General features: G+C 71.0%; 16 protein-coding genes. 8 read left to right on the forward strand and 8 right to left on the reverse strand.

The genetic code is table 11. The features are described 5' to 3' along the window. Position 1 precedes the first annotated feature (1 nt). The 7 genes from ABD286_RS11565 (at position 2) to ABD286_RS11595 (ending at position 8616) form a co-directional block, all read left to right on the forward strand. Positions 2-472: an FAD synthase family protein gene (locus tag ABD286_RS11565; protein ID WP_344193529.1), complete on the forward strand. Its 471-nt coding sequence runs from the start codon at positions 2-4 to the stop codon at positions 470-472. Next, the gene (locus ABD286_RS11570) at positions 472-1242 is read left to right on the forward strand and encodes a CDP-alcohol phosphatidyltransferase family protein (RefSeq protein WP_344193530.1); all 771 of its coding nucleotides are present in this window, start codon (positions 472-474) and stop codon (positions 1240-1242) included. Before ABD286_RS11565 ends, ABD286_RS11570 begins: the two co-directional genes overlap by 1 nt. A gap of 272 nt (positions 1243-1514) precedes the next feature. Beyond that, on the forward strand, positions 1515-3356 hold the full coding sequence (locus ABD286_RS11575) for a right-handed parallel beta-helix repeat-containing protein (protein ID WP_344193531.1): 1842 nt from the start codon (positions 1515-1517) through the stop codon (positions 3354-3356). A 141-nt stretch (positions 3357-3497) separates the two neighbouring features. Beyond that, positions 3498-4679: a DUF1972 domain-containing protein gene (locus ABD286_RS11580; protein ID WP_344193532.1), complete on the forward strand. Its 1182-nt coding sequence runs from the start codon at positions 3498-3500 to the stop codon at positions 4677-4679. Position 4680: 1 nt separating this feature from the next. Beyond that, positions 4681-5886: a Gfo/Idh/MocA family protein gene (locus ABD286_RS11585; RefSeq protein ID WP_344193533.1), complete on the forward strand. Its 1206-nt coding sequence runs from the start codon at positions 4681-4683 to the stop codon at positions 5884-5886. Next, positions 5886-6761, forward strand: coding sequence for a hypothetical protein (locus tag ABD286_RS11590; RefSeq protein ID WP_344193534.1), 876 nt, complete (start codon positions 5886-5888; stop codon positions 6759-6761). The genes ABD286_RS11585 and ABD286_RS11590 overlap by 1 nt, the downstream gene beginning before the upstream one ends. 112 nt (positions 6762-6873) lie before the next feature. Beyond that, positions 6874-8616, forward strand: a complete 1743-nt coding sequence (locus ABD286_RS11595) for a tyrosine-protein kinase domain-containing protein (RefSeq protein WP_344193535.1) — start codon at positions 6874-6876, stop codon at positions 8614-8616. A gap of 14 nt (positions 8617-8630) precedes the next feature. On the opposite strand, the gene ABD286_RS11600 is transcribed toward ABD286_RS11595, so the two are convergent. Further along, complete coding sequence (locus tag ABD286_RS11600; RefSeq protein WP_344193536.1) at positions 8631-9293, reverse strand: arsenate reductase/protein-tyrosine-phosphatase family protein; 663 nt, start codon at positions 9291-9293, stop codon at positions 8631-8633. Between the two features lie 126 nt (positions 9294-9419). On the opposite strand from ABD286_RS11600, the gene ABD286_RS11605 reads away from it, so the two are divergent. Then, the gene (locus ABD286_RS11605) at positions 9420-10793 is read left to right on the forward strand and encodes an O-antigen ligase family protein (RefSeq protein WP_344193537.1); all 1374 of its coding nucleotides are present in this window, start codon (positions 9420-9422) and stop codon (positions 10791-10793) included. On the opposite strand, the gene ABD286_RS11610 is transcribed toward ABD286_RS11605, so the two are convergent. The 7 genes from ABD286_RS11610 to pth form a co-directional block, all read right to left on the reverse strand. After that, the gene (locus ABD286_RS11610; RefSeq protein ID WP_344193539.1) at positions 10742-11902 is read right to left on the reverse strand and encodes a glycosyltransferase; all 1161 of its coding nucleotides are present in this window, start codon (positions 11900-11902) and stop codon (positions 10742-10744) included. The two genes, ABD286_RS11605 and ABD286_RS11610, sit on opposite strands and share 52 nt — an antisense overlap. Continuing rightward, positions 11899-16908 carry a PKD domain-containing protein gene (locus tag ABD286_RS11615; protein WP_344193541.1) on the reverse strand — a complete coding sequence of 1670 codons (5010 nt, stop codon included), beginning with the start codon at positions 16906-16908 and terminating at the stop codon, positions 11899-11901. The genes ABD286_RS11610 and ABD286_RS11615 overlap by 4 nt, the downstream gene beginning before the upstream one ends. Positions 16909-16955: 47 nt before the next feature. Then, positions 16956-21653 (reverse strand): PKD domain-containing protein, encoded by a 4698-nt coding sequence (locus ABD286_RS11620; protein WP_344193543.1) that lies wholly within the window; start codon positions 21651-21653, stop codon positions 16956-16958. Beyond that, the gene (locus ABD286_RS11625) at positions 21643-22992 is read right to left on the reverse strand and encodes a hypothetical protein (RefSeq protein ID WP_344193545.1); all 1350 of its coding nucleotides are present in this window, start codon (positions 22990-22992) and stop codon (positions 21643-21645) included. The genes ABD286_RS11620 and ABD286_RS11625 overlap by 11 nt, the downstream gene beginning before the upstream one ends. Further along, positions 22989-23708, reverse strand: a complete 720-nt coding sequence (locus tag ABD286_RS11630; protein WP_344193547.1) for a DUF4352 domain-containing protein — start codon at positions 23706-23708, stop codon at positions 22989-22991. The genes ABD286_RS11625 and ABD286_RS11630 overlap by 4 nt, the downstream gene beginning before the upstream one ends. Further along, positions 23708-25282 (reverse strand): sugar transferase, encoded by a 1575-nt coding sequence (locus ABD286_RS11635; RefSeq protein ID WP_344193549.1) that lies wholly within the window; start codon positions 25280-25282, stop codon positions 23708-23710. Before ABD286_RS11635 ends, ABD286_RS11630 begins: the two co-directional genes overlap by 1 nt. Positions 25283-25690: 408 nt before the next feature. Then, positions 25691-26293 carry an aminoacyl-tRNA hydrolase gene (pth, locus tag ABD286_RS11640; protein ID WP_344193551.1) on the reverse strand — a complete coding sequence of 201 codons (603 nt, stop codon included), beginning with the start codon at positions 26291-26293 and terminating at the stop codon, positions 25691-25693. Positions 26294-26355 lie beyond the last annotated feature (62 nt).

Here is a 26355-nt window from a genome sequence, read left to right on the forward strand (position 1 = left end):
CATGACTGGACAGGGACAGCCGGGACCGCCGCAGTGGGCCGGGCGACAGGGGCAGGGCGTGCGTGGTTACGTACCGGGGGTCTTCGACCTCTTCCACATCGGCCACCTCAACATCCTCCGGGCCGCGCGCGAGCAGTGCGACTGGCTCATCGCCGGGGTCGTCACCGACGACAAGGCCTACCGCGCCAAGGCGAAGTACCCCGTGATCCCCCTCGCCGAGCGCGTGGCCATCCTCGAGCACATCACGCTCGTCGACGAGGTCGTCGTGGAGCACCAGCCGAGCAAGCTCGACGTCTGGCGCGAGCACCCGTTCGACGTGATCTTCAAGGGCGACGACTGGCGCGGCACGGCCAAGGGCCGCCAGCTCGAGACCGACTTCTCGACCGTCGGGGTCGAGGTCGCCTACTTCCCGTACACGATGCAGACCTCGAGCACCCTCCTGCGCGCCGCCCTCGAGTCCGCCGCGTCCTGATGGCCGACTACGTGGCCCAGGGCGGGCTCGACTCCCGCCGTGCCCGGGCCCGGGAGCTCTCGGCGAGCGCGGGGAAGTCCAACCGCGGCGCCCCGGGGTACTCCCGGTGGGTCAACCGGCCGGCGGGGCGGCGGCTCGCCATCTGGGCGTTCCTGCTCGGCCTGACCCCCAACCAGGTCACGATCATCTCCGGCCTCACCACCCTGACCGGGATCGTCGTGCTCGTCGTCGCGCCCCCCACCGTGGTGACCGGGCTCGTGGTCGCGTTCCTGCTGGCCCTCGGGTACGCCCTGGACTCCGCGGACGGGCAGCTCGCCCGCATGCGCGGCAGCGGCAGCGTCACCGGCGAGTGGCTCGACCACGTCATCGACTGCGCGAAGGTGGCCACGCTGCACGTGGCCGTGCTGCTGTGCTGGTACCGGTTCTACGACGTCCCCGACTGGGCGCTGCTGGTCCCCATCGCGTTCAGCATCCAGGCCTCGGTCTACTTCTTCACCAAGATCCTCAGCGACCAGCTGCGGCCCCCGAAGACCGCGCCCCCGGAGGTGCAGCAGGGTGGTGAGGGCCGACCGCCCGTGCTGGCGTCGCTGCTCGTGCTCCCCCTGGACTACGGCCTGCTCTGCGTGACGTTCGCCCTGCTCGGGTTCCACACCCTGTTCGCCGTCGCGTACACCGCCCTTGCGCTGGCGGGCGTCCTCCTGCTCGCTGCCGCGCTGCCCAAGTGGTACCGCGACCTGGCCCGGGCCGACCGCGCCCGCCAGAGCGTCTAGCCCGCACGGCAGCCGCCTCTCCCGGGCCTGCCCGCCTTTGCCCGCCCACGCCCGCCGCGCCCTTAGCGCGGCGGGCGTATTTCGTGCGTGATCGACACGTCCCGGACACCCCTATTGGCCGTTCGGACTAGTCCTTTTCCTACGTCATCAGCACTAGTCCCTACGTATAGGAGATGAGTAAATAACTCGTCTATGTGGGTGACAGGGATGACCGACCGATGTTTGTCTACCGACGACCACATCGGCGGGGGGCCGCATACGAGAGGTTCTCCATGATCGACATCTCCAGCACGTCCACCGCCGTCACCCGACGCACGACCTTCGTCCGAGGGCGCCGCCTGAGCCGCACCGGATGGGTCGTCGGCCTGACCCTGGCGCTCGTCGCGGGCATCGCCCCGTGGTCGCCGACCGGCGCCCAGAGCCCCGCCTCGGCGGCCACCGGTCGTCGGGCGGACACGGGTGGCTCGGTCGCCCCCGGCGTGGCCCGCTACCCCTACCCGGGTGGTGCGATCTTCGTCTCCCCCTCCGGCAACGACGCAGCCCCCGGCACCTCGAGCCGTCCCGTGCGGACCATCGCCCGCGGCATCCAGCTCAGCCCCTCGCGCGGGACCGTCGTCCTGCGCGGCGGGACGTACCACGAGAGCGTCACGATCTTCAAGACCGTGACCCTGCAGAGCTACCCCGGCGAGGCCGTGTGGCTCGACGGCAGCGTCCCGATCAGCGGCTGGACCAAGGTCGGGTCCGTCTGGCGCCACAACGGCTGGACCCCGCGCTTCGACTCCAGCCCCACCTACACCAAGGGCGCCGCGGACGGCACCGCTCCCGGCTGGGGCTTCGTCAACCCGGCGTTCCCCATGGCCGCCCACCCCGACATGGTCTTCCGCGACGGCGTCTCCCAGCGTCAGGTGAAGTCGCTCTCCCTGGTCAAGCCCGGCACCTTCTACCTCGACACCGCGACCTCCCAGCTCTACGTCGGCAGCGACCCGAGCGGCGCGGCGATGCGTGGCACCGACCTCGCCAAGGCCCTCTCGGTCCGGGCGCCCGACGTGCTGATCCGCGGCTTCGGCATCCGCCGGTTCGGCAACAGCGTCTGGCACATGGGGGCCATCACCCTCGAGTCGCCGCGCAACGCCCTGGCCAACATGGTGATCGACCAGATGGCCACGACCGGTGTCGCCGCGATCGCGTCGGACATCGTCCTCAACCAGGTCTCCGTCCTCCGTAGCGGCCTGCTCGGGGTGCACGCCTCGACCGCCGACCGACTCCGGGTGCTCAACAGCCGCCTGGTCGGCAACAACGCCGAGCGCTTCAACACCGCCCCGGTCTCCGGCGGCATCAAGGTCGGGCGCCTGCGGACCATCACGGTCAGCGGCACGACGATCTCCGCCAACTGGGGCCACGGCTTCTGGGCCGACCAGTCGGTCTACGACACCCGCCTGCTGCACAACAACATCGAGTCCAACCAGGGCACCGGGGTGTTCCTCGAGATCTCGTCGCTGGCCGTCGTCGTGGACAACCTCATCGGCCGCAACACCGGCAACGGCATCAAGGTCAACAACACGAGCAACGTCCGGATCTGGAACAACACCATCGTGGCCAACCACCGCGAGCTCAACATCGTCGCCGACTCCCGGCTGGCCTCCAACACCAGCTGGGGCCACGACCCGCGCCGTCCCGACCCCGACCCCACCATGACCTGGGTCCTCGGGCCGGTGCAGGTCCGCAACAACGTCATCGGCCTGGCCCGGGGTGGCAACTGCCTCACCTGCGTCGAGGACTACACGTTCCGCCGCAGCGCCGAGCAGATCGGCGTGACCACGGGCGGCAACATCTACAACCGTCCGGCCGGGTCGACCCCGACGTGGACGCACGTGTGGAGCAGCGGCCGGACGAACCCGTACGTCTTCACCGGGCTGGGCTCCTTCCAGCGCGCCACCGGCCAGGACCGCACGAGCGTCTCCTACGAGCACGGTCCGGTCGTCACCCTGAGCGGCAAGCTCACCCCCGGCGCCCGCACCAAGGGTGCAGCCATCGCCGCACCCCTCCCGGCGGACCTCGCGAAGCTGAGCGGTCTCACGGCGGGTTCGCGCCGCGTCGGGGTCTGGGGCCGCTGACCGCCCTCACCGGCCACTTCACCAGACCGGCTGCACTCCCCGGAGCACCCCGCCTAGGGTGTCCTCCGGGGAGTGCAGCACGTCAGGGCTCCCGTCACGGACGCGGTGCCCACGAGGGCAGATGACGGAGTTCTCGCACAGATGGTCAGAACGGTTCGGATCCTCGGCACCCACGGTGTGCCCGCGGCATACGGCGGTTTCGAGACCGCCGCCGAGAACATCGCCCTGTTCCTCGTGGACCGTGGCTGGCGGGTGGTCGTGTACTGCCAGGGCACCGGCACCGGACCCGTCGTCGAGGACACCTGGCGCGGCATCGAGCGAATCACCATCCCCCAGCACCGCGAGGGCTGGCTCGGCACGTCGGCCTTCGACCTGGCCTCGATCCGGCACGCGATCGCCTTCGACGACGTCCACCTGACCTTCGGCTACAACACCGGCGTCTTCAACATCCTCCAGCGGCTCAAGGGAATTCCCAACGTCATCAACATGGACGGGATGGAGTGGACCCGCCGCCGGTGGGGCCTGGCCAAGCAGGGGATCCTCCTCGCGAACGAGCGGTGCGCCGGCCTGTTCGGCAACCAGCTGGTCGCCGACCACCCCGAGATCGAGAAGTACCTGCGCACGTTCAACCGCGCGCGGCGCGTCTCGATGATCACGTATGGCGCGCACGCCGTCACCGACGCGCCCACCGACCCCGTCCTCGCCCTCGGCCTGGAGCCCGGGCGCTACCTCACCTGCATCTGCCGCCCGATCCCGGAGAACTCGCTGCTCGAGATCGTCACCGGGTACTCCGCGAAGCCGCGTGGGGTGAAGCTCGTCGTGCTCGGCAACTTCACGCCGGAGACCGACGACTACCACCGGCAGATCGTCGACGCAGCCGGCCCCGAGGTCGTCTTCCCGGGGGCGATCTACGAGCCGGAGGTCGTCCAGGCGCTGCGGTTCCACAGCCTCGCCTACGTCCACGGGCACACCGTCGGCGGCACCAACCCCTCCCTCGTCGAGGCGATGGCCGCGGGGAACCCCGTCATCGCGCACGGCAATGCGTACAACCGCTGGGTCGCGGGGCCGGCCCAGCGGTACTTCACCGACGCGCGGTCGCTGTCGGACCAGCTCGACGCGATCCTGCAGAAACCTGACGTTCTCCACCAGATGCATGACGCGGCAAGGGCCCGTCATGCTGAAGAGTTCACGTGGGAGTTCGTCGCGGGCCAGTACGAGGCCGTCATCGCACGCCTCCAGGCGAAGCGTGGGACCACGGGCAGAGCGGCCCGAAGGAGCGCCCGCCAGACGAGTGCCGCGAGGGGCGGCACCGCACCGAAGTGAAATGGAGCTGGACGTGATCAGGCTGGGCGTCGTCGGGTTGGGGAAGATGGGACTCTCCCACCTGGCCATCTTCAAGGCCCATCCGGAGGTCGAGCTGGCCGCCGTCTGCGACTCCACGGGGTACGTTCTGGACGTCCTGGCCAAGTACACAGGTGTCACGACGTACAAGGACATGGGCGTCATGCTGCGCGAGGCGCGCCTCGACGCCGTCGTCATCGCCACCCCGTCCCACCTGCACGCACCCATGGTGCGGTCGGCCCTCGAGGCAGGTGTCCACGTCTTCTGCGAGAAGCCCTTCACGCTCGACGACGCCGACGGCCAGGCGCTCACGCAGCTCGCCGCCGAGCGCGGCCTGGTGACCCAGGTGGGCTACCACAACCGCTTCGTCGCAGCCTTCGGCGAGCTCAAGGCGCTCATCGAGTCCGGCGCCCTCGGTGACGTGACCCACGTCGTCGCCGAGGCCTACGGGCCCGTCGTGCTCGCCCCCAAGGGCGGCACCTGGCGCAGCCGCAAGTCCTCCGGCGGCGGGTGCCTCTACGACTACGCGGCCCACCCCATCGACCTCGTCCAGTGGTACCTCGGCTCCCCCACCTCGGTGGCCGGCAGCCGCCTCAACCGCATCTTCTCGGCCGAGACCGACGACGAGGTCGTCAGCACGCTGATGTACCCCGACGACGTCACCGCGCAGGTGTCGGTGAACTGGTCGGACGAGTCCCAGCGCAAGATGACCACGAAGATCAGCGTCTGGGGCACCGCCGGTCGCGCCTTCGCCGACCGCCAGGAGCTCCAGGTCTACCTGCGCGACACCGCACCGGTCCCCGAGGGGTACCGCACCGGCTGGAACGTCCGGTACACCACCGAGCTCAGCGAGCAGCCCTGGTTCTACCTGCGCGGCGAGGAGTACAGCGCACAGGCCGACGCCTTCGTCCAGCGCGTCAAGGCGCGCAGCCGCGAGGGGGCCAACACCTTCGAGTCCGGGGTGGCGACCGACCGCATCCTCACGATGATCTCCCGCGACGCCGCTGCGGCGGCCTCGGCGCCGGCTGCCAGCGAACCCCTCGGAACCATCTCGACGAACCTGCCCCTGAACGGTCGACCCACCTCCACGACGACCACCAGGCGCCGTCGCTCGCTGCCCGGCCGGGTCCCCGCCGCGCTCCGAACCCTCCGCACTCTCCGGCCCCGGCGCTCGAGGAAGGCAGCCTGATGCAACGACTTCTCTTCGGGGACAACCAGTTCTTCGGCGTGAACCACATGTCCGAGGACAAGGCCCGCAGCCAGTCCATGAAGTTCCAGGACCTCAGCGCGATCATGGAGGTCCTCGACGCCGCCTACGACGAGGGCGTCACCACGTTCATGTGCACGACGCACGACCGCGTCGCGGAGATCGCCGACCTGGTCCGGGCCGAGCCCGAGCGCTACGCGGACATGGAGTTCTTCCCCTGCATGCCGTACGCGCACAAGTACGCCAACGCGATGACCGAGGACGGCCCGCTGGGCGCGCTCAAGCGGTTCCTGCCCGACGAGAGCCTGTTCAGCGCCGCCGTCAAGGGTGGGAAGTCGTTCGCCAGCAAGGACATCGACCACGTCACCCGGATGCTCATCGACGCGGAGATGTCGATGTTCAAGGGCCTCAAGACCCCGGTGGTCTTCCTCCAGAACGTCGTCGTCGACCTGCTGCTCGGACTCGGGTTCGACGAGGCGTTCACGATCTTCGCGGACCACGTGCGTCGCGAGTACGACGCCGAGCCGGGCTTCATCACCATGAACCTCCCGTTGCTGCTCGACACGCTCGAACGGCTCGGCATCGACAACCCCATCGTCTGCTCCAACATCAACAAGATCGGGTTCCGGATGCCCGGCGGCCTCGAGGCGTACGACGAGGCGTTGCGCGGCCGTCGGTTCCGGGCCATCGCGATGTCGGTCTTCGCCTCCGGCGCGGTCCCGCCCGACGAGGCGATCGAGTGGGTCTGCGCCCAGCCGAACATCGAGTCGATCGTCTTCGGGGCGTCCAGCAGGCGGAACATCGCCTCGACGAAGTCCTTGGTGGACCAGCACTGGCCCGCCCACGTGGGAGTCTGATCTCCTCCATTCGGACGAGGGCGTCCAGCCGTGACGCACGGACAATGGATGACGCGAAACAGACAGCTGGTCGCGGTCCCGCGTGGACCGACTCGGAAAGGGGGCAGGTGGCATGACCTTGCGCGCCTACCTGCAGATCCTGCTCAAGCGGTGGCGGATCGTCGTCGCCGCCACCCTGCTCGTCCTGTCCGCCGCCGCGGCGTTCACCTACTTCACCCCCCCGACGTATGCCGCGTCCTCCATCGCGTTCGTCTCCATCAACTCCCCGGGGTCGTCGGAGTCCTCGTCGATCTACCAGAGCTCGCAGTTCGCCATGCAGCGCGTGAAGTCGTACACGGAGGTCGTGAAGAGCCCTGACGTGCTCCAGCCGGTCATCGACGAGCTCGACCTGCCGATGACCGTCCAGGAGCTGCGCCGCGTGGTCACGGCGGAGAACGAGGTCGACACCGTCCTGATCACGGTCACGGCCACCGACCGCTCCCCCACCCGCGCGCAGGCGATCTCCAACGCGGTGAACACCCAGCTCGGCCTCGCCGTCGAGAAGCTCGAGACGCCCCGCGCCGGCGGCGTCTCCCCGGTCAAGATGACGACCACCGTGCCGGCGGCGACCCCCCGCTACCCCATCTCCCCCCGCGTCACGCTCAACCTCGCGCTGGGCCTCATCGCCGGGCTGGCCTTCGGCGTCGTCGTCGCCGTGATCCGCGAGCAGCAGGACACCACGGTCAAGGGCGAGGAGCTCGAGCAGCTCACCGGTCGTGCGCCGCTCGCCCTGGTCGGCGTCATCCCCAACGCCAAGACCAAGCCGCTGATCACCATGGAGGGACACGGCCGGGGCGTCGAGGAGTTCCGCTCGCTGCGGGCCAACCTCCAGTTCGTCGACGTCGACCAGCCGCCTCGCGTCATCGTGGTGACCTCGCCGCTCGCGGGCGAGGGCAAGACGACCACGGCCTGCAACCTGGCCATCGCGCTGGCCCAGTCCTCCCTCAAGGTCTGCCTCGTGGAGGCCGACATGCGTCGCCCCCAGGCCGCGAACCTGCTCGGCATCGACGGCTCCATCGGCCTGTCCAACGTGGTCGCCGGGCAGCTCGACCTCGCGGACGCCCTCATGCCGTGGCACCGCGGCCTGCTGCAGTTCCTCGCTGCCGGCACCACGCCCCCCGACCCCAGCAAGCTCCTGGGCTCCAAGAACATGCAGGCCCTGCTCGAGACGCTGCGGGCGGACTTCGACTACGTCATCATCGACGCTCCGCCGATCCTGCCCGTGAGCGATGCAGCCGTCCTCGCCCACAACACCGACGGAGCTGTGCTGGTCACGCGGTACGGCAAGACCCGTCGCGAGCACGTCACGCGCTCGGTCGCAGACCTCGCAGCGGTGCAGGCACGCCTCATCGGAGCCGTCATCACCATGGTCCCGGCGCGCGGACAGCGCTCGCTGCGCGGCCACGACGAGGACTACGCGGCCCTCGCCGCCGCCGACAACGACTGGGTGGGCGCGAGCGCCCCCCTCGCCCAGGGAGCACGGCGCACACCCCAGCGCGGACGCCACGAGCCGCCCGAGGCCGCGCCCGGTCCCTCGGACGAGTTCGTCGACCTCGAGCGCGACCTCGACATCTACCGCGACGACGCCCTCGCCCCGGCTCCGTCCCCCGCGGCCGAGCCCTCCAGCCCGGCGTCGGCTCCCCCGACCTCGGAGGTCGGCAGCAGCACCCACGGGGAGGCCCCGAGTGCCCCCGCACGCCCGAACAGCCAGCGTCGCGCGAAGCAGCGACGTGCCCAGCGGCGCGCCACCCGGCCGCAGGGATCCGGGAACGAGCAGGACCAGCCGACGACGGACAGGGAGGACTCCCTGACCTGACCGACAGTGACTGCTCAGACCGCGACGGTCCGGGCGGTCACCTGGGAGATCGTCACGGCGAAGGTGCGCATCGCGCGGTCGAGCGCCGAGACGGCCTGGCGGTGGTGGCCGCCCATCATGTGGGGATCGAGGACGTCAATGCCGAGGACATGGGAGCGGGGAATGCGCGAGAGCCAGCCGTGCGCGGGCGCGGGCATGGTCACCAGCCCCCTCAGCGAGTCCATCTCCTCCACGAGCCAGGCGAGCTGGGACGCGGTGTCGGTCGCCACCTTGGCGTGCCGCGCACGGACCGCGAGGTCCGACGCCCGCCGCTGCACGACCGCTGCGCCGAGCACGGCTGCCTCGAGCACCGTGAAGGTGCGGTGGGCGCTGTGGACGTCGAAGGCACGCGGCGCACTGCGGTACCTGCGCTCGGTCGCCAGGATCACGTCCGCCTCCTGCACCATCGCACCGGTGACCTGGCGGGCCCGGTGGGCCCACCGCGTCTGCTCCCCGTTCGCCCCGGCGAACCGGGCGCTGTCGGCGCACCACGGGGTGCCGACCTCGGCCCGCACCCCCGCGGTCTGCACCACCACCGCACCGGAGCCGCCCGCCTCCTCGAGACCGGCGCGCAGGGCGACGGCGGCTGCAGGGGCCAGGCAGGCATCGCTGCCACAGACCACGAGAACATTCGACATGTCGACCTCCCCCGGTATGTCCGCAAGGACCCATGTCTACCGGCTCGGGGTCTTCGTCGGACCCGCCAAACTGCAGGGTGCGGCTACGCACAACGCAGGAGCCACCGCGTCACTGAGGGGCACCTCGTGAGCACGACCACGGGACGCCACGCCGCCCCGCCCCGGGAGCGACCTCCCACCGTGGCGCCACGCCCTCCCCGAGCCGAGGGCGGTGCTCCGGGTCTCCAGACGTCGGCCGGCCGGTCCACGGAGGAGTCCGACGCGCCCGACGGCCAGCCCTCGAGCGGGTGGCCGCTGTACCTGTGCTGCATCCTGCTCGTCGCCTGCACGATCCCCTGGCGTCGTGGGACGTACTTCTCCGGCGGCCTCGACCCCGTCGTGGCGCTCAAGGGCCTCATCGGTGCGGCCGGGCTGGCGCTCTCGTTCTACCTGTCGCGGGACCGCGGCAGCCAGCTGCGGCTCGGCGCCCGCACGATCGCCCTGGCCACGTCGTACCTGGTGATCTCGGTCATCGGCGGCTGGGCGGCAGGGACGACTCTCCCGTCGCTGGTCATCGCGGTCCGGGTGGCGATGCTGCTCGCCAGCCTGGCGTTCCTGCTGCAGGCCTTCGGCATCGCCCGCGTCGTGCCGGCCATGCTGCGCACCATGGGCCTGCTCGCCGCCCTCGCCATCGCCACCGGCATCGGGACGCTCGCCAGCGGACGCCTCCAGGGCGGGATCCCCCCGCTGGCGCCCAACGAGATCGCCTTCCTCTGCGGTGCCCTGCTCCTGCTCACCGTGCACCGGATCGTCGAGCGCGAGGCGACGCGCGGGGAGCTGCCCCTCGCGGCGCTGCTCGCCGCCCTGGTCTGGCTGACCGGGTCGCGCACCACGGCGGCGACGCTCGCGGTCGCCCTGGTCGTCATCATCATCCAGGCCCGCCGGTTCTCCGTGCCCGCCTTCCTCGCCCTGGTGGCGGCCGTGCCGGCCGTGGCGTATGCCGTCCTGGCCACGAGCGCGGTCACGGACATGCTGCTGCGTGGCGGGAGCCAGAACGTCACGACGCTCAGCTCGCGCACCATCGCCTGGCAGGCCGCCCTGACCATGGACACCTCGACCTACCAACGGTGGTTCGGTGGCGGGCTGACCATGAAGCACATCCCCGTCGGTGGCCAGTACTGGCAGACCCAGCTGCTCGACAGCAGCTGGGTCTCGGGGCTGGTGCAGACCGGCATCCTCGGGCTCGCGGTGATCGGGCTGTGGGTGCTCACGACCACCGTGGCGGCCCTGCGCACCCCCCGGCCGTGGCGTCCGCTGTGGTTGGGCCTGCTCGTCTTCATCGTGTTCCGCAGCCTGCTCGAGAGCGGCTTGTTCGACGCCAGCACGTCGTTCATCGTCTTCGCCCTGGTGAGCCTGGCCTCCGAGCACTCGACCCGGGTGTCGGGTGCGGAGGAGGTCGACGCGGCTGCTCAGCCGCGCCGTGAGACCTCGCCCAGCAGCCTGGCCACCGCAGACCGGTAGCGCGCCGGCGCGTAGGCCTGCGCGGCGACGTCGGCGTCGCCGAGCGCGTCCTCCCGTGACTGCGGCCAGCGCCCCACCAGCCGCTGGACCGCGTCGGCGATGGCCCCGGGGTCGTCGTTGGTCACGGGGACGGCCGCGCGCAGCCGCCCTGCCGCCTCCCGCAGGCCGGTGTGGTCGCTCACCACGACCGGCCGCGCGCTGAGCGCCGCCTCGATCACGCTGTTGCCGAAGGACTCCTCCGCGCGTGACGGCACGAGCACGACGTCGGCCGCCCTCAGGTGCGGCCAGACGTCGGTGGCGAACCCGACCAGGGTGACCTGGTCCTGGACGCCCTCACGACGGACGAGCTCGACGAGCTCCTCGTGGTACCACTCGTACCCCGGGAAGACGTCTCCCACGACCTCGAGGCGGGCCTCGATGCCGCGGCGAGCCAGCTCGGACACCGCGAGCACGGCGAGGTCGACACCCTTGCGCGGCGACAGCCGACCGACGAACACGAGGCGCACGACGTCGAGCCGCTCGCGCGGTGCCTCCACCCGGTCGGGACCGGCCACACCGTTGGGCACGACCACCATCCGGGCCGTCGGTCCCCCTGACGACGCGGCCACGGCCCGGCTGGTCTCGCTGTTGCAGATCACGCGGGTGGCCAACCGCGTGGGCAGGGCCAGGCCGACCCGGGCGACCCGGGGAACCGAGCTCTCGGCCTCGTGCACGTGGATCACCGACGGGACCCGCAGGACCTTCGCGACCAGCAGCCAGAGCGGGATGGTGACGGTGTTGACGTAGAGGACGTCGGGTCGCACCCGGCGCAGGATGCGCACCATCGACGGCAGGCCACGCACCACCTCGCCGGCGAGCCGGACGAGCCCGGACGGGCTCAGGTTGCTCTTGCGCACCACCGGCGCCCGGCAGAGCTGCCACCGGGCGCCGAGGGCGATCATCTCGGCCTTGAGCGGGCCGTCCTGGGTGGCGGCGACCACGACGTGCCACCCGGACTCACGCAGGCCGCGGACGGCTTCGAGGACCATCCGGTCGGATCCGTAGAGATCGGCAGACGGGTTGGCCACGAGGGCCACCCGCCTGCCGATCTCGGGAGGGGCTGAGGTCACGGGCGCGGCGGTCCGACCCACAGCTGGTCGAGGCCGTACACGACGGGCCCGTTGGTCGAGCTGCTGCTCAGGTAGGCGTACATGCCCACCGACCCGGCCGACTGGAAGGCGGCCGTCGAGTCCGAAGCCGTGAGGCTCCACGCCGTCGGCTCCGTCGCCGTGGACTTCCAGACCTTCACGCGCAGGGCCGTCGGCGTGGTGCCGTTGACCTGGAGGCGGACCTTGAGCTGGTCGCCGGCCGCATACGTCACGCCGGCCAGTGTGGCACTGGTCAGGATCGTCTCCGCACCGCTCTGGTTGCGTGTCAGCCACACGGCCACCTGGCCGTTGGCCGCCATGCGGACCTTGGCGCGGTAGTCGACCGTGGCGCTGACCCGGCGCCCGAGGAGGGAGACGTACTGTCCGCCGCCCGTGGGCACCTTGTCGGTCGTGACGGTGGCCGCCACCTCCGTCGTGGTGCTGCTGACCGAGGGGAGGAAGGCCGTGTAGCCGTCCCCGACGTTGAGGCTCACCCGGCCCTGGCCACCTGCGACCGACCAGCGAGCTGCCGGCCCACCGAGGGTCCAGGCGCCGCCGACGTCGGCGGTGCCCCAGCCGCTGGCCAGGGTGCGACCGAAGTCGTCCCGGGCGTACAGCAGGGGTGCCGCCACGGTGACCGGGTCGACCTTGGTGTTGGTCGCACCGCTGTTGTCGGTGACGGTGAGCGACACGGAGTAGGTGCCTGCCGCTGCATACGTGTGGCTGGCCGTGGCGCCGGAGCCGTTGGCGGTCCCGTCACCCCAGTTCCACGAGTACGAGGCGATGGTTCCGTCGGGGTCGCTCGAGCCCGACCCGTTGACCGAGACCGCGAGACCCGCCACCGAGGAGGTGAACGAGGCCGTCGGCGCCTGGTTCGCCGCGACCGTCACCGAGGCGGTCTCGGTGTCGTCCGCGCCGTCGTCGTCGACCACGGTGAGCGTCACCGTGTAGGTGCCCGCCGCCGCATACGTGTGGCTGGCCGTGGCACCGGAGCCGTTGGCGGTCCCGTCACCCCAGTTCCACGAGTAGGAGGCGATGGTGCCGTCCGCATCGGTCGAGGTCGAGCCGTTGACCGAGAGGGTCAGGAAGCTCTTGCTCGAGGTGAACGCCGCCGTCGGCGCCTGGTTCGGCGGGCCGGCCACCGTGACGGTGCCGGTCTTCGTGCCGGTCAGGCCCTTGTCGTCGGTCACCGTGAGGGTCACGGTGTACGTGCCACCCGCGGCGTAGGAGTGGGTGTCCGTGGCGCCGGAGCCCGCAGGCGACCCGTCGCCCCAGTTCCACGCGTACGAGGCGATGCTGCCGTCCGCGTCGGTCGAGGTCGACCCGTCGACCGAGACGTTGAGCAGGTTCTCGGTGTGGGTGAACGCCGCGGTGGGTGCCTGGTTGGCCACCACCGACACGTCCTTGGTGGAGCTGTTGGTGGCGCCGTCGTCATCGGTCACCGTGAGGGTGATCGTGTAGTCACCGGCCGCAGCGTAGGTGTGGGTCGCGTCGACCCCACTACCTGCAGCCGATCCGTCACCCCAGTTCCACGCGTAGGAGGCGATGGTGCCGTCCGCGTCGCTCGACGTGGACCCGTTCACCGACACCGCGAGGAAGTCCTTGGTCACGGTGAAGGCCGAGGTCGGCGCCTGGTTGGGCGGCGGCGCCGTCACCGTCACCGTCTGGGTCGTCGTGCTGGTCCCGCCGCGGTTGTCCGTCACGGTGAGCGTGACCTCGTGGTCACCGGCGGTGGCGTACGTGTGGGTGGCGGTGGCGCCACTGCCTGCGGGCGAGCCGTCACCCCAGTTCCACGAGTACGACGCGATGGTGCCGTCCGGGTCGCTCGAGCCGGAGCCGTTGACCGACAGGTCGAGGAAGGACTCCGTGTGGGAGAACGACGCCGTCGGGAGCTGGTTGGCGAGCTGCCCACCACCGGCCTGGAAGTGCGCCTTCACGGTGCTCGCCGAGAGCACGGTCGAGTAGACCGCGGCCTCGTCGATCGTGGCGTCGAGGAACGGGCTGCAGCAACCCCAGTGGTTGTCGCCACCCACGCGCCAGTACCCGGCATAACCCTGGGCGTCGGTCTGGCCGTTCGTGCCCACCAGGACACCGTCCACGTACAGGGCCATGCCGACGACGTCGCTCTGGGTGGCCACCACGTGGTGCCACTGACCGTCGTTGAGGGCGTTCGCAGTGGTGATGGTGTTGGTGAACCCGGTCCAGACCCCGAAGGTGACCTTCCCGTCGTTGCTCATGTAGACGTGCCGGTCGTAGCAGCCCGAGGTGTCGGTCTGGCTGCACCCGAACCCGATGATCTTTCCACCGTTGTTGGTCGTGGTCTTGAACCACGACTCGATCGTGTAGTTGTGCGGGTTGTTGAACTCCTGGTTGGAGGACACGAAACCGTTGCTGCCGTTGAAGCTCGCGGCGGTGTCGCTCGTGCCGGTCACGGCTCCGGCTGCGCCCAGGGTGTATCCGCCCCGGTACGTGCCGTCGGACTCGTTGGGTCCGGAGTCCTTCGCCGTGGTGCCCGTGGCCTCGCCGAGGCGCCAGTACAGGTCCGGGCCGGAGTCCCACACGGCCTGCCCGTAGGCGTCGGCCGGACGGGTCGGACCGCTGACGGTACGACCGCTGTCGCTGAAGTGGTCCTGCACCTGGGCCAGCGAGAGGCCGGTCGGGTAGATCGCCACGTCGTCGATGTCACCCTGGAAGAAGGCGTTGCCGTTCCAGGGGCTGTCACCACCGATGCGCCAGTACCCGTCGTACGGCTGGGCCGTCGTCGTGCCGCCGTTGCGGCCGACGCGCTTGCCGTCGACGTACAGCGTCACGCCGGTCGGGTCGAGGCTGCCGACGACGTGGTGCCACTGGCCGTCGTTGAACGACTGCGAGGTGTTCACGGTGTACATGCCGTTGTTGTAGACACCGAAGTACACGCGTCCCTGGGGGTCCATGTAGGCGTGCCGGTCGTAGTTGTTGCTCAAGCCGGTCGCCTGGTTGCCGAAGCCGATGATCTTGCCACCGCTGGTGGAGGTGGTCCTGAACCACGCCTCGACGCTGAAGACGTTGGGGCCGGTGATCGGCGCGCTGTTCACCGCGTAGCCGGTCGACCCGTCGAAGCTCGTCGAACCGTCGCTGTCGCCACTGATGGCGCCCGTCTGGCCACGGGTGTACGTGCCGTTGAGGGTCGCGTCGTCGAAGGCGACGTGGTCGAGCACCGCGGCGCCGGTGGGCTCACCGAGGCGCCAGAAGTGCTCCGCACCGTCGGCGAGGACCTGCGACTCGTAGGCGCTGGGAGCACCGGCCCCGATGGTCACGGTGTTGGACACCGGGCTCCACAGGATGTTGCCGTCCGGGTCGGTGATGCGCACCTGGTAGCGGTGCGTCGAGCCGGGAGCGAGCCCGGTGTCGATGAAGCCCATCTTGGGCAGGGTCCAGAAGTTGCTCTTGCCCGTGGTCTCGTGGACCCAGGTGTTGTTGTCGCGGAGCACCTCGTACTTGAGGGTCTCGTCGTCCTGGTCCCAGGCACTGCCCCACGACACCCGCGCCGTGCCGGACGTCAGTGACACCGCGGTCGTCGCCGGGGTCGGGGTCGCCGGCACGGTCGAGTACGACGGACCGGACTTCTTGGGAGCGCCCGCCTTGGTGCGGAAGCGCACGAGGCCCTGCTGGGCGACGTTGTTGACGCGCGGGAACTCACCGCCGTAGACGAGCCACTGGCCGTCCGACGAGGCGTCCACCGCCCAGCCGGCCTGGCGCGAGCTCGTGTACGAGCCGAAGGCGAAGTTGGGGTACCAGTGCAGGCCCTTGGCGTAGGGCAGACCGATGAGGCCGTAGGTGCTGCCCCACCCGTAGGCGTCGTCCTTGGTGGCGATGTCCGTGGCGTGGGAGTACTGCGCCGCGGCCTTCTGCCAACGCACGCGCGGGTTCGTGTCGGGCCAGCCGCCGATGACGGTGCAGTCGTGCTGGTGCGAGGCGTTGTACAGGACGTCACCCGCAGGGGCGATGTCGTAGGTGTCACCGAGGCAGTCGTTGACCCAGTTGATCTGGCCGGACATCGGGTCGACGGCGAAGGTGCCCTCGTAGGCCGCGCCCGCGCCGAACGCGTAGCTCGTGCCGTAGATCTGGGACCCGTCGCTCTTCACCGAGGTGATGGCGCCGTTCGCACCGGCCGCGCGGATCTTCTCCTGCGCCGGCCACGGGTTGACGCTGCCGTCCGAGGCGTTGAGCGACCCCATGCCGTAGGCGGGCTGGCCGCTCAACGTCGTGAAGGAGCCGGAGGGGATGACCCTGGACTTGTCCGGCGACATCGTCATCGCCCAGACGTAGCCACCCGCCGCCGCGGGAGCCCACGACGTCATGGCGCCGTTGCTCACCGAGAAGGCCGCCAGCCGCGTGCGGGCGACCCCGTTGGCGGAGGTGAAGTTGCCGCCGACGTAGAGCGTCGTCGGCGTGATGCCGAAGCCGCGGACCTGACCGCCCACGTTCGGGGGGACGAAGCCACCGCCGGCGACCAGCGAACCGTCGGCGGGGTTGAGCGCAGCGACGTGGCCGCGGGCCGTGCCGTTGACGGTCGTGAAGTCACCGCCGACCCACAGGCGGCTGCCGTCCGCGGACGCCCGGATGACCAGCCCCTGGGCGTTCAGGCCCGGATTGGTGCTGAAGGAGCTGACGCGCTCCCCCGTCGACAGGCGGTAGGCGAAGATGTTGTTCGCGACGACCTCACCGGCACCGCCCGCAGCGACGCCCGGCGGACGGGCTCGGGTGAACGAACCGGTGACGTAGACGACGTCACCGACGATCGCCTGGCTCCACACGACGCCGTTGATCTGCCACGTCGGCAGGGCGTCCGAGCTGACGGTCTGCGGATCGGGCACGGCGGCGGGTGGGGCGGGGTCCACCGCCTGCGCGGGTGAGGCCAGTGCGGCCATCCCGGTCAGGGCCATGGCCACCGTGACCACGCCCACCCCGACCTTGCGAGACCACCGAGCTACCGGTCCACGCGTCATGACGTCCTCTTCTTCCCCTGCTGGCAGCAGGACATCCCGGTTGTTCATCAGTTGCGAGGCCCGACCCACAGGTCGTCGACGCCGTATCCGACAGGACCATTGGTGGTGCTGCCGCTCAGGTAGGCGTAGAGGCCGATCGACCCCGGTGCCTGGAGTGCTGTCGTGCTGTCCGTGCCGGTCAGGAGCCAGGCGCTGGGCTCTGTGGTCCCTGCCTTCCAGATCTTGACCCGCATCGTCGTGGGTGCCGTGCCGTACGTCTGGAGCTTGACCTGCACCTTGTCACCGGCGGCGAACGTGAGGCCGGGGACGGTGATGCTCGTGAGGACGGTCTCCGTGGCGCTCTCGTTGCGGGTCAGCCAGACGGCCACCGCACCCGTCGAGGCGAAGCGGACCTTGGCCCGGTAGTCCAGCGTCGTGCTCACGCGACGACCCATGAGGCTGACGTACTGACCACCGCCCGTGGGCACCTTGTCGGTGGTCACCGTGGCCCGGAACTCGTTGTCCGTGCTGCTGACCGAGGACAGCGACGCCGTGTAGCCGTCACCGGCGTTGAGGCTCACCCGACCCATGCCACCGGAGACGCTCCACCGGGTCGCGACGCCACCCAGGGTCCAGGCGCCACCGGTGTCGGCCGTGCCCCAGCCCGTGGCCAGCGTGCGCTCGAAGGCGTCCGCGGCGAGGGCCACCGGCGCTGCGACGGTGATGCTCTTCGTCGTGGTGCCCGTGGTGCCCTGGTCGTCGGTGACGGTGAGGCGGACGGTGTAGGACCCGCTCGCGGCGTAGGTGTGGGTGGCAGTGGCGCCACTGCCGTTCGCGGTGCCGTCACCCCAGCTCCACGAGTACGACGCCAGGGTGCCGTCGGGGTCGCTCGAGGCCGAGCCGTTGACGGCCAGGTCGAGGAACGACTCGGTGTCGGTGAACGAGGCGGTCGGTGCCTGGTTGGCCACGACCGTGACCGACGAGGAGGTGGTCCCCGTGTCGCCGTCGTCGTCGGTCACCGTGAGCTGCACGGTGTAGGTGCCGGCTGCCGCGTAGGTGTGGGTGGCGGTGGCGCCACTGCCGTTCGCGGTGCCGTCACCCCAGCTCCACGAGTACGACGCGACGGTGCCGTCAGCGTCGCTCGACCCTGCGCCGTCGACCGAGGTCCGCAGGAACGACTCGCTGTGGGTGAACGCTGCCGTCGGCGGCTGGTTCGGCGCCGTGGCGACCGTCACCGCACGCGCGGTGGTGCCGGTGGCTCCCTTGTCGTCGGTGACGGTGAGGCGCACCGTGTAGGTGCCCGCCGCGGCATACGTGTGGCTGGCCGTGGCACCGGTGTCGGTGCCACCGTCACCGAAGTCCCAGGCGTAGGAGGCCACGGTGCCGTCGGCGTCGCTGGACGCCGACCCGTTGACGCTCAGGGCGAGGAACGACGCGGAGTCGGTGAAGGACGCCGTCGGGGCCTGGTTCGACACCACGGTGACCGAGCGGGTCGTGCTGTTGGTGGCACCCCGGTCGTCGGTGACGGTGAGGCGCACCGTGTAGGTGCCCGCGGCGGCATACGTGTGGCTCGCCGTCACCCCCGTGTCGGTGGCGCCGTCGCCGAAGTCCCAGGCGTACGAGGCGATCCCGTCGTCGGGGTCGCTCGAGGTCGATGCGTTGACCGACGTCGTCAGGAAGGACTGGGAGCTCGTGAAGGCCGCGGTCGGCGACTGGTTGGTCGCGGTGAAGCCGGCGGCCTCGTAGTGGCTGCGGACCTGCGCGGCGGTCAGGGCCGTCGGGTAGACCGCTGCCTCGTCGATCGTCGCCGCGATGTAGTTGCTCGTCGTGCCGCCGAAGGTGCGGTCACCGCCGATGCGCCACCAGCCGGTGTAGTTCGACGAGTCGGTGGACGGGTTCGAGGCCGCGACCGCGCCGTCGACCCACAGGACCATGCCGTTCGCGCCCTGCGTGGCCACGAGGTGGTGCCACTGGCCGTTGTTGTAGGAGGCCGTGGACTCGGCGAGGCTGCGGACCGCGCCGTTCACGCCGAACTGCAGGCGCCCGCTGTTGAGCATCACGACCTGGCGGTCGTAGGTGCCGCTCAGCCCGGTCTGCGCGTTGCCGAAGCCGATGAGCTTGCCGCCGCGGGTCGTGGTCGTCTTGAACCACAGCTCCGCGGAGTAGGTGCGCGGGTTGGTCCACGACTCCTTGTCGACGACGAGGCCGGAGGACCCGTTCAGCGTGACCGCGGTGCCCGAGCCCGAGGCCGGCGACCCGGCTGCGCCGAGGGTGACGCCGGTGACGTAGGTGCCGTCGTGGCCCGAGGTCGAGGAGTCGACCGCGGTGGAGCCGTTGGCCTCGCCGAGCCGCCAGTAGAGCTCGGGCGAGTTGGCCGTGACCGAGGCGGCGTACGCGTCGGTGGGCGGCGTCGACCAGGCCGCCGGACGGCCGGAGGCGAGGTAGTGCGACTGCAGCTGGGCCTGGCTGAGGGCGCTCGGGTACACGGCGACCTCGTCGACGGAGCCGGCGAGCGCTGCGTTGGTGGGCTTGTTCGCCAGGTTGGACGTCTGGTCACCCAGGAGCCTCCAGTACCCGGCGAAGGTCGCCATCGAGACCGGCGCCTGGTCGCGGGCGACCCGGCGTCCGTCGACGAACAGCGAGACGCCCGTGGCGCCGGCGGTCGCCGCGACGTGGTGCCACTGACCGTCGTTGACGGTGCGGGCACTCGCGACCGTGCGGGCCGTGCCGTTCATCAGGGTGAAGGCGAGCTTGTTGGCGCTGTTGACGTAGAGCACCATGTCGTTGGTCGCTGCGTTGGACGTCCCGGACTGGCTCGTGCCGAACCCGACGATGCGTCCTCCTGAGGAGCTGGTCGTCTGGATCCAGCCCTCGACCGTCACCTCGGCCGCGTGGTTCTCGACGAACGTCGTCCACGCCTTCGGGGTGGCGCCACCGGCGGACTGCACCGCCGTGTCACCGGCCACGGCCCCGGCCTGGCCGAAGGTCAGCCCGGTGGACGTCCCCACCCCGACGCCGGTGGCGTCGGTGATGCCGGGACCGCTGTCACCGAGGCGCCACAGGTGCGTCGCACCGTCGGCACGCACCGCGTCGACGTATGGCGCCGCGGGGCTGCTCGAGACGGTCACCGGTGCGGAGGCGAGGCTCCACTGGATGTTGCCGTCCTTGTCCTTGGCGCGGACCTTGTACGTGTGCGTCGTGCCGGGGGCGACCCCGGTGTCGGTGAACGTGAGGCCGGGCAGGCGGTACCAGATGCCGGGACCCGAGACGTTGCCGATCGTGGCGCCGCCGTCACGGTAGACGTCGTAGGTCAGGGTCGCGTCGTCGCGGTCCCAGACCGAGCCCCAGGTGAGCTTGACCTTGCCCGCCTCGGTCGAGGTCGCGACCGGGTTGATGGCCGTGGTGTAGATCGGCTTGGACAGCTTCGGGGCCGCGGACGGCATCGCGAACCGGACCAGGCCCTGCTGGGCCACGCTGTTCACCATGGGGAACTCGCCGCCCAGGGTGATGTAGGTGCCGTTGCCGGTGACCGACCAGGCGGCCTGCCGGTCCGGGGTGACGGTGCCGAACTCCAGGTCGGGGTACCAGTGGGTCATGCCGGTGAACGGCAGTCCGCGGAAGTCCCAGCCGTAGGCGTCCTTCACGGTGGTCGTGCCGGTGGGGTAGGTCGGGAAGGCGGTGGCCTTCTGCCAGCGCGAGCGCGGGTTGGTGTCCGGGAAACCGCCGACGACGGAGCAGTCGTGGACGTGGCCCACGGTGTACAGCGTCTGGTTCATCGGGAAGGAGCTGTACTCGTCACCGAGGCAGTCGTTGACCCAGTTGAGCGCCCCGGTGGTCGGGTCGGCCGAGAAGTTGCCCTCGAAGGACGCCCCGGTGCCGAACGCGTAGCCGGTGCCGAAGACCTGGGTGCCGTCGGTGCTGAGGCTGGTGATGCCGCCGTTGAGGCCGGCGGTGCGGATCTTGGTGTTGGCGTCCCACCGGAGGACGTCCGCGGTGGACGCGTCGAGCGAGCCCATGCCGTACGCGGCGACGCCGCTCAGCGTCTCGAAGGAACCCGCGGCGATGACGCGGCTCTGGTCGGGCGACATGAGCAGCGCCATCACGCTGGCGTTGGACCCGCCGGCGACGGGGGCCCACGGGAGCATCGTGCTGGACGTCGAGGAGAACGCCGCGAGCGCGCCCCGGGTCTGGCCGTTGGCCGAGGGGAAGGTGCCACCGACGTAGACCGTGGAGGGAGTGGTCGCGAGGGCGCGGACCTGGCCGCCGACGTTCGGCGCCCAGGACGTCAGGGAGCCGTCGGCGGTGGAGAAGGAGGCGACGTGACCGCGGGCGACCCCGTCGACCGTGGTGAAGTCGCCGCCGACGATGACGCGCGAACCGTCGGCCGAGGCGCGGATGACCATGCCCTGCGCGTTGAGCGCGTGGTTGAACGACTCCACCCGGTTACCGGTGGTGATGTCGTAGGCGAAGATGTTGAGGGCGTCGACCTCGCCGGCGCCGCCCACGGCGACGCCCGGCGGCCGGGCCTTGGTGAAGCTGCCGGTCACGTAGACGGTGTTGCCGACGATGGCCTGGCTCCAGACGACGCCGTTGATCTGCCAGGTGGGCAGGGCGTCGGCGGTGACCGGGGCGGCGGCAGGGGGCGCCGGCGGCTCGGCGGCCGAGGCACCGCCGGAGAGGGCGGTCATCCCTCCGAGGACGACCGCCGCGGTGGCGGCTGCGGCGACAGCGCGGCGGACGAGCCCGCCGAGTTCCTCAACGTGCATGGTGTGCTGCCTCTCGGGGCTGCGCGGTGGCCGGAGCTGCCAGGGCGTCGGTGGTGGAGTGGGACTGCGGGGAGGACACGGTGGAGCGCTGCTCGTCACGGAGCATCGGCGCCAGGATCGCGAAGCGGGTGCAGAGCCCGGCGGCGACGGGACCGAGGGCGAGGACGAAGGGGGTGGCCTCGGCGGGCAGGTCGCCGAGCAGCCAGAGGACGAGGGCCAGCAGCGAGATGCCGGCGTCCATGAGGCGCACCCCGAGCATCGCCCGCTGGCGACCCCGTGCCGCTGCCAGGCTGACGACCGGCTGCATGGACGCGATGGCCGCGGCGTAGACCGCCCACCCGGCGACGGCGAGGCGGGGGACGGCGAACTCGTCGCCGGTGACCCACGGACCGAGGACCGGGGTGACGGCCCAGAGCACGGCGCCGACGGCGAGGGCACCGAGGACGAGGCCGAGGCTTCCGCGGCGGGCGCGCCCGGCGAGCGCCTCGAGCCGCAGTCCGCGGTCGCGACCGTAGGAGGCGAGCAGGTAGGAGCCGAGGCCCTGCACCATGAGCAGCGCGGGGGCGACGAGGATCCGGGCGGCCTCGAGGTGACCGAGGGCGGCAGCTCCTGCCACGGCGACCACGAGCAGGCGCAGGGCGGTGAACACCCCGGGGTTGACCGCGACCTGGGCCCCGCGCCATACGCCGAAGGACGCGACCTCGCGGACCGCGCCGCCACGGGCGGGGGCCGCCCACCGGTCTCCCGGTGCGAGCACGGCGGCGACGGTGAGCAGACCGGCGGCCTGGCCGAGGGCGACAGCCGCGAGGAAGCTGCTGAGGGTGACCCCACCGGTGAGGCCCATGACGACCAGCGCGGCGAGCGCGGTCACCAGCGCCACCGAGTCCACGGCCACGAGCCGCCAGAACCGCAGCGACGCCATGAGGAGCCGGCGACCGACCTCCTCGACGGCGAAGAGGGCAGCAGCGAGGAAGAACAGGCCCGCCTCCGCCGCGTCGAGCGACCCCGAGCCCCACAGCACCGCGGCGGCGAGCGCCGGACCGGTCGTGGCGAGGACCGCGGTCCACCACTGGAGCCCGCCACGGACCCGCGAGTCAGCCCGGTCCAGGACGGTGAGGGAGTCACCGACGAAGCCGCTGGTGAGCGCGGTCACGAGGACGATCGTCCCCAGGCAGAGCGAGACGAGACCGAGGCCCTCGGCGCCGAGCACGTGCGCGGCGACGACCTGGAGCGCGAAGCTCGCCGCCGCCTGCCAGACCTGGGCGACGACGGCACCCGAGGCGTGCGACGTCGCGAGCGACCGCAGCCGCCCGGTCGTCAGGCCCCGGGACGTGCTCACGAGAGCACGACCGCGCCGGTGTAGGTGGCCGAGGTGTGCAGTCCGTCGAAGTCGACGACCATGGTGAGCTTCTTGAGCCCGGAGTCCGGGACGGCGAAGGCGTAGTAGGCGGTGGCGGACTTGCCGGGGGCGACGGTGCCGGAGAAGTCGTAGGTCTTCGCGCTCTCGGTGTAGACCGGGGCGGCGAGCTGCTTGGACGACGAGTAGTAGGTGGTGAGGACGACCTCGTTGAGGTTGATCGCCTTGGCCGAGCCGTTGGTGAGCTTGAGCTGGAAGCGGACGTACTCACGACCCGCCATCACGCCGGGGCCGTGACCGGTCTCGGTGGCCCGGTTGGTCTTGACGATCTCGAGGCGGACACCGTCGGGGTACTTCACCGGCGCGCTGAACTTCGCCGCGGGGGCCGTCACCGACGGCGTGGTGGCGCCACCGGAGCGCTTGACCTTGGGCACGGACTGCACCGGCTGGGGCAGCGGCGGCGCCACGGTGGCGGACGTCGTCGGGCTCTGCGAGGGCTCGGTCGTGGCCGAGCCCTTCGTCGTGGCCGACGAGGTGGCCGAGGCGCTCGGCGTGCTCGTGCCCGAGGAGGACACCGCACCGACGGCGCCGGTCCGGCTCGCGGCGGTCGGCGTCGTCGGGTCGGACGAGCAGCCGGACACGAGGGCGGCACCGACGAGGCCGACGGCGAGGGCAGCGGTGAGGCGACGCAGGGACATCAGTACGCCCCGGTCCCGCGCAGCACGGCCTTGGCGGTGCGGACGATGATCTGCAGGTCGAGCAGCAGCGACCAGTTGTCGACGTACCAGAGGTCGAGCCGCAGGGACTCGTCCCAGGAGAGGTCGCTGCGACCGCTGACCTGCCACAGACCGGTCAGGCCGGGCTTGACGCGCAGCCGGCGGGTGGCGTCGGCCTCGTAGCCGGCGACCTCGGACGGCAGCGGCGGACGCGGTCCCACGAGCGACATCTCGCCACGGATGACGTTGATGAGCTGGGGCACCTCGTCGATCGACAGACGGCGCAGGATCCGGCCCACCGAGGTGATGCGCGGGTCGCGCTTCATCTTGAACAGCACCGTGTTGCCGGCGTCGACCGCGGTGACCAGCTCGGCCTTGCGCTGCTCGGCGTCGACGCACATCGTGCGGAACTTGAGCATCTGGAAGGTCTCGCCACGGGCGCCGACCCGGGTCTGGCGGAAGATGACGCCACCGGGTGAGTCGAAGCGGATGGCGACCGCGATGGCGAGCAGGACCGGGGCGGCCAGGAGCGACAGGGTGATCGCGAGCACCAGGTCGACGGTGCGCTTGAAGAGCCGGCGGGCGCCGGACATGGCCGGGCGCTCCACGTGCAGCAGCGGCATCCCGGCCGAGGGGCGGATGCTCAGGCGCGGGCCGGCGACCTCGAACAGGCCGGGGGCGATGACGAGGTCGACCTCGCGCTCCTCCAGGCTCCAGGCCAGGCGGCGCAGGCTGGGGCCGCTGAGCTCGGGGTCGCTGGACACCGCGACGACCTCGGCGTCGAGCAGGTCGATGGCGTACATCGCCTCGTCGGGGTACCCGAAGACCGGCACCCCCTCGATCTCGGTGGAGAAGTCGCCCTCGGTGTGGATGCCAGAGACGCAGGCACCCACGACCTGCATGCCCTCGCCGGGAGCGCGGCGCAGCTGGCGGATGAGGGGGGCGACAGTGCGGACGTTGCCGATCACCACGGTGCGCTGGGAGTCGACCCCCACCTCGCGGCGGGCGAGCAGCCCGCGGCGCAGGAGGTGGCGGCCGAGGAGGCCGAAGAACAGCAGCGGCGGTGCCGCACTCAGGACGAGACCGCGGGCGATCTCGGCGTGCACGAGCCAGGAGAGGACGGCGACGGCCACGACGAGGGCCACCACGGCCCGGCCGACGGCACGGTACTCGTCGGCGGTGATGCCGAGGTAGCGCCGCTCGTACCCGTGGCACAGCAGCAGCGCGAGGTACCAGGCGCCCGGCAGCGCGAGGGCGGCGAGGCCGCGGTCCAGCAGCGGCGCGTCGCCGAGCGGCACGAGCGTGCAGAACACCCCGGCGAGCACGGCCACACCGAGGTCCATGGCCACGGCCCTGCGGCGGTAGCGCAGGTACCAGGACTGCTTGGCCGGGTGCTCCGGAGCGACCTCGGACCAGTCCTGCGTGCCGACCACCCCGGCCGTGCCGATCGCCTCGGCCGGCGTCCGGAGTCGACCGAGCCCGTCGTCCGACTGCGCCTCGACCGACGTCGGCTCCGACATCGACGACACGGAATCCGCCCCCGCGAGATCCGTCATGACTTGTACCCCTTGCCCATCCGTTTCGGCCGAAGGTAGACCCCCACGGTCCACCTGTTAATGGGTCATGGAGAACTCATCAACCGGCTTCGTCAGCCTTGCAGGACAACGGTTTCGACCTGTACGCCGCGCAACGGACGGTGTTCCACCCCAGGTGGTGTAGGGCCGTCTACGTAGACACCTCATACCGATGGTGGAGTTCGCGAACACGAACCGTTCGCCCGGCCCCGCACGGACGAACAGGCAGAGTGCAGCGGACGTTCGACTGACGTAGGCCTACGGATAAGGAACTAGTCCCAAAAATAGTCACTGCCCGCTCCGTGGGGCGGACAGCCGATCGCCCGTCCACCCCGTCAGGCCGGACCTCCGAGTGGCCTTCGGCGACCCGTGGGCGACTCTCGGCAGCCCTCAGGCCGGGCTGTGGAACTTCTGCTGGGCGGTCTGCAGGCCCTCGGTCACGATCATCTCGGCGGCGTCGGCGGCGCTGTCCAGCAGGAACGGCAGCTCCTTGCGCTCGGTCGGCGAGAAGTCGCGCAGGACGAAGTCGGCGGCGTCCATGCGACCGGGCGGGCGCCCGATGCCGACGCGCACGCGCAGGTAGTCCTTGGTGCCGAGCGAGGAGCTGATCGAGCGCAGTCCGTTGTGGCCGCCCTCACCGCCGCCCTTCTTGAGGCGGACCTCCCCCGCGGGGATGTCGAGCTCGTCGTGGATCACCACGAGGTGGTCGGGGTCGACGGAGAAGAACGACATCAGCGCCTTCACCGGTCCGCCGGACTCGTTCATGTAGGACAGCGGCACCCCGACGACCGCGCGCGGCCCGGGCGCACCACCGGGCAGCATGCCGATCCTGATGGTCGCTGCGACGGCCCGCGCCTTGTGCTTGGTGAGCGAGGCCGAGCCCCGACGGGCCAGCTCGTCGACCACCATGGCGCCCACGTTGTGGCGGTTCCCCGCGTACGTCGGTCCGGGGTTCCCGAGCCCGACCACCAGCCACGTCCCGTCTGCACTCACGGGCGTTGAGTATGCCGGAAGGCCGGGTCCGTGACGGACCCGGCCTTCCGGTGTGGTGCGGG

This window comes from Pedococcus aerophilus, from assembly GCF_039532215.1.
Taxonomy (GTDB): domain Bacteria; phylum Actinomycetota; class Actinomycetes; order Actinomycetales; family Dermatophilaceae; genus Pedococcus; species Pedococcus aerophilus.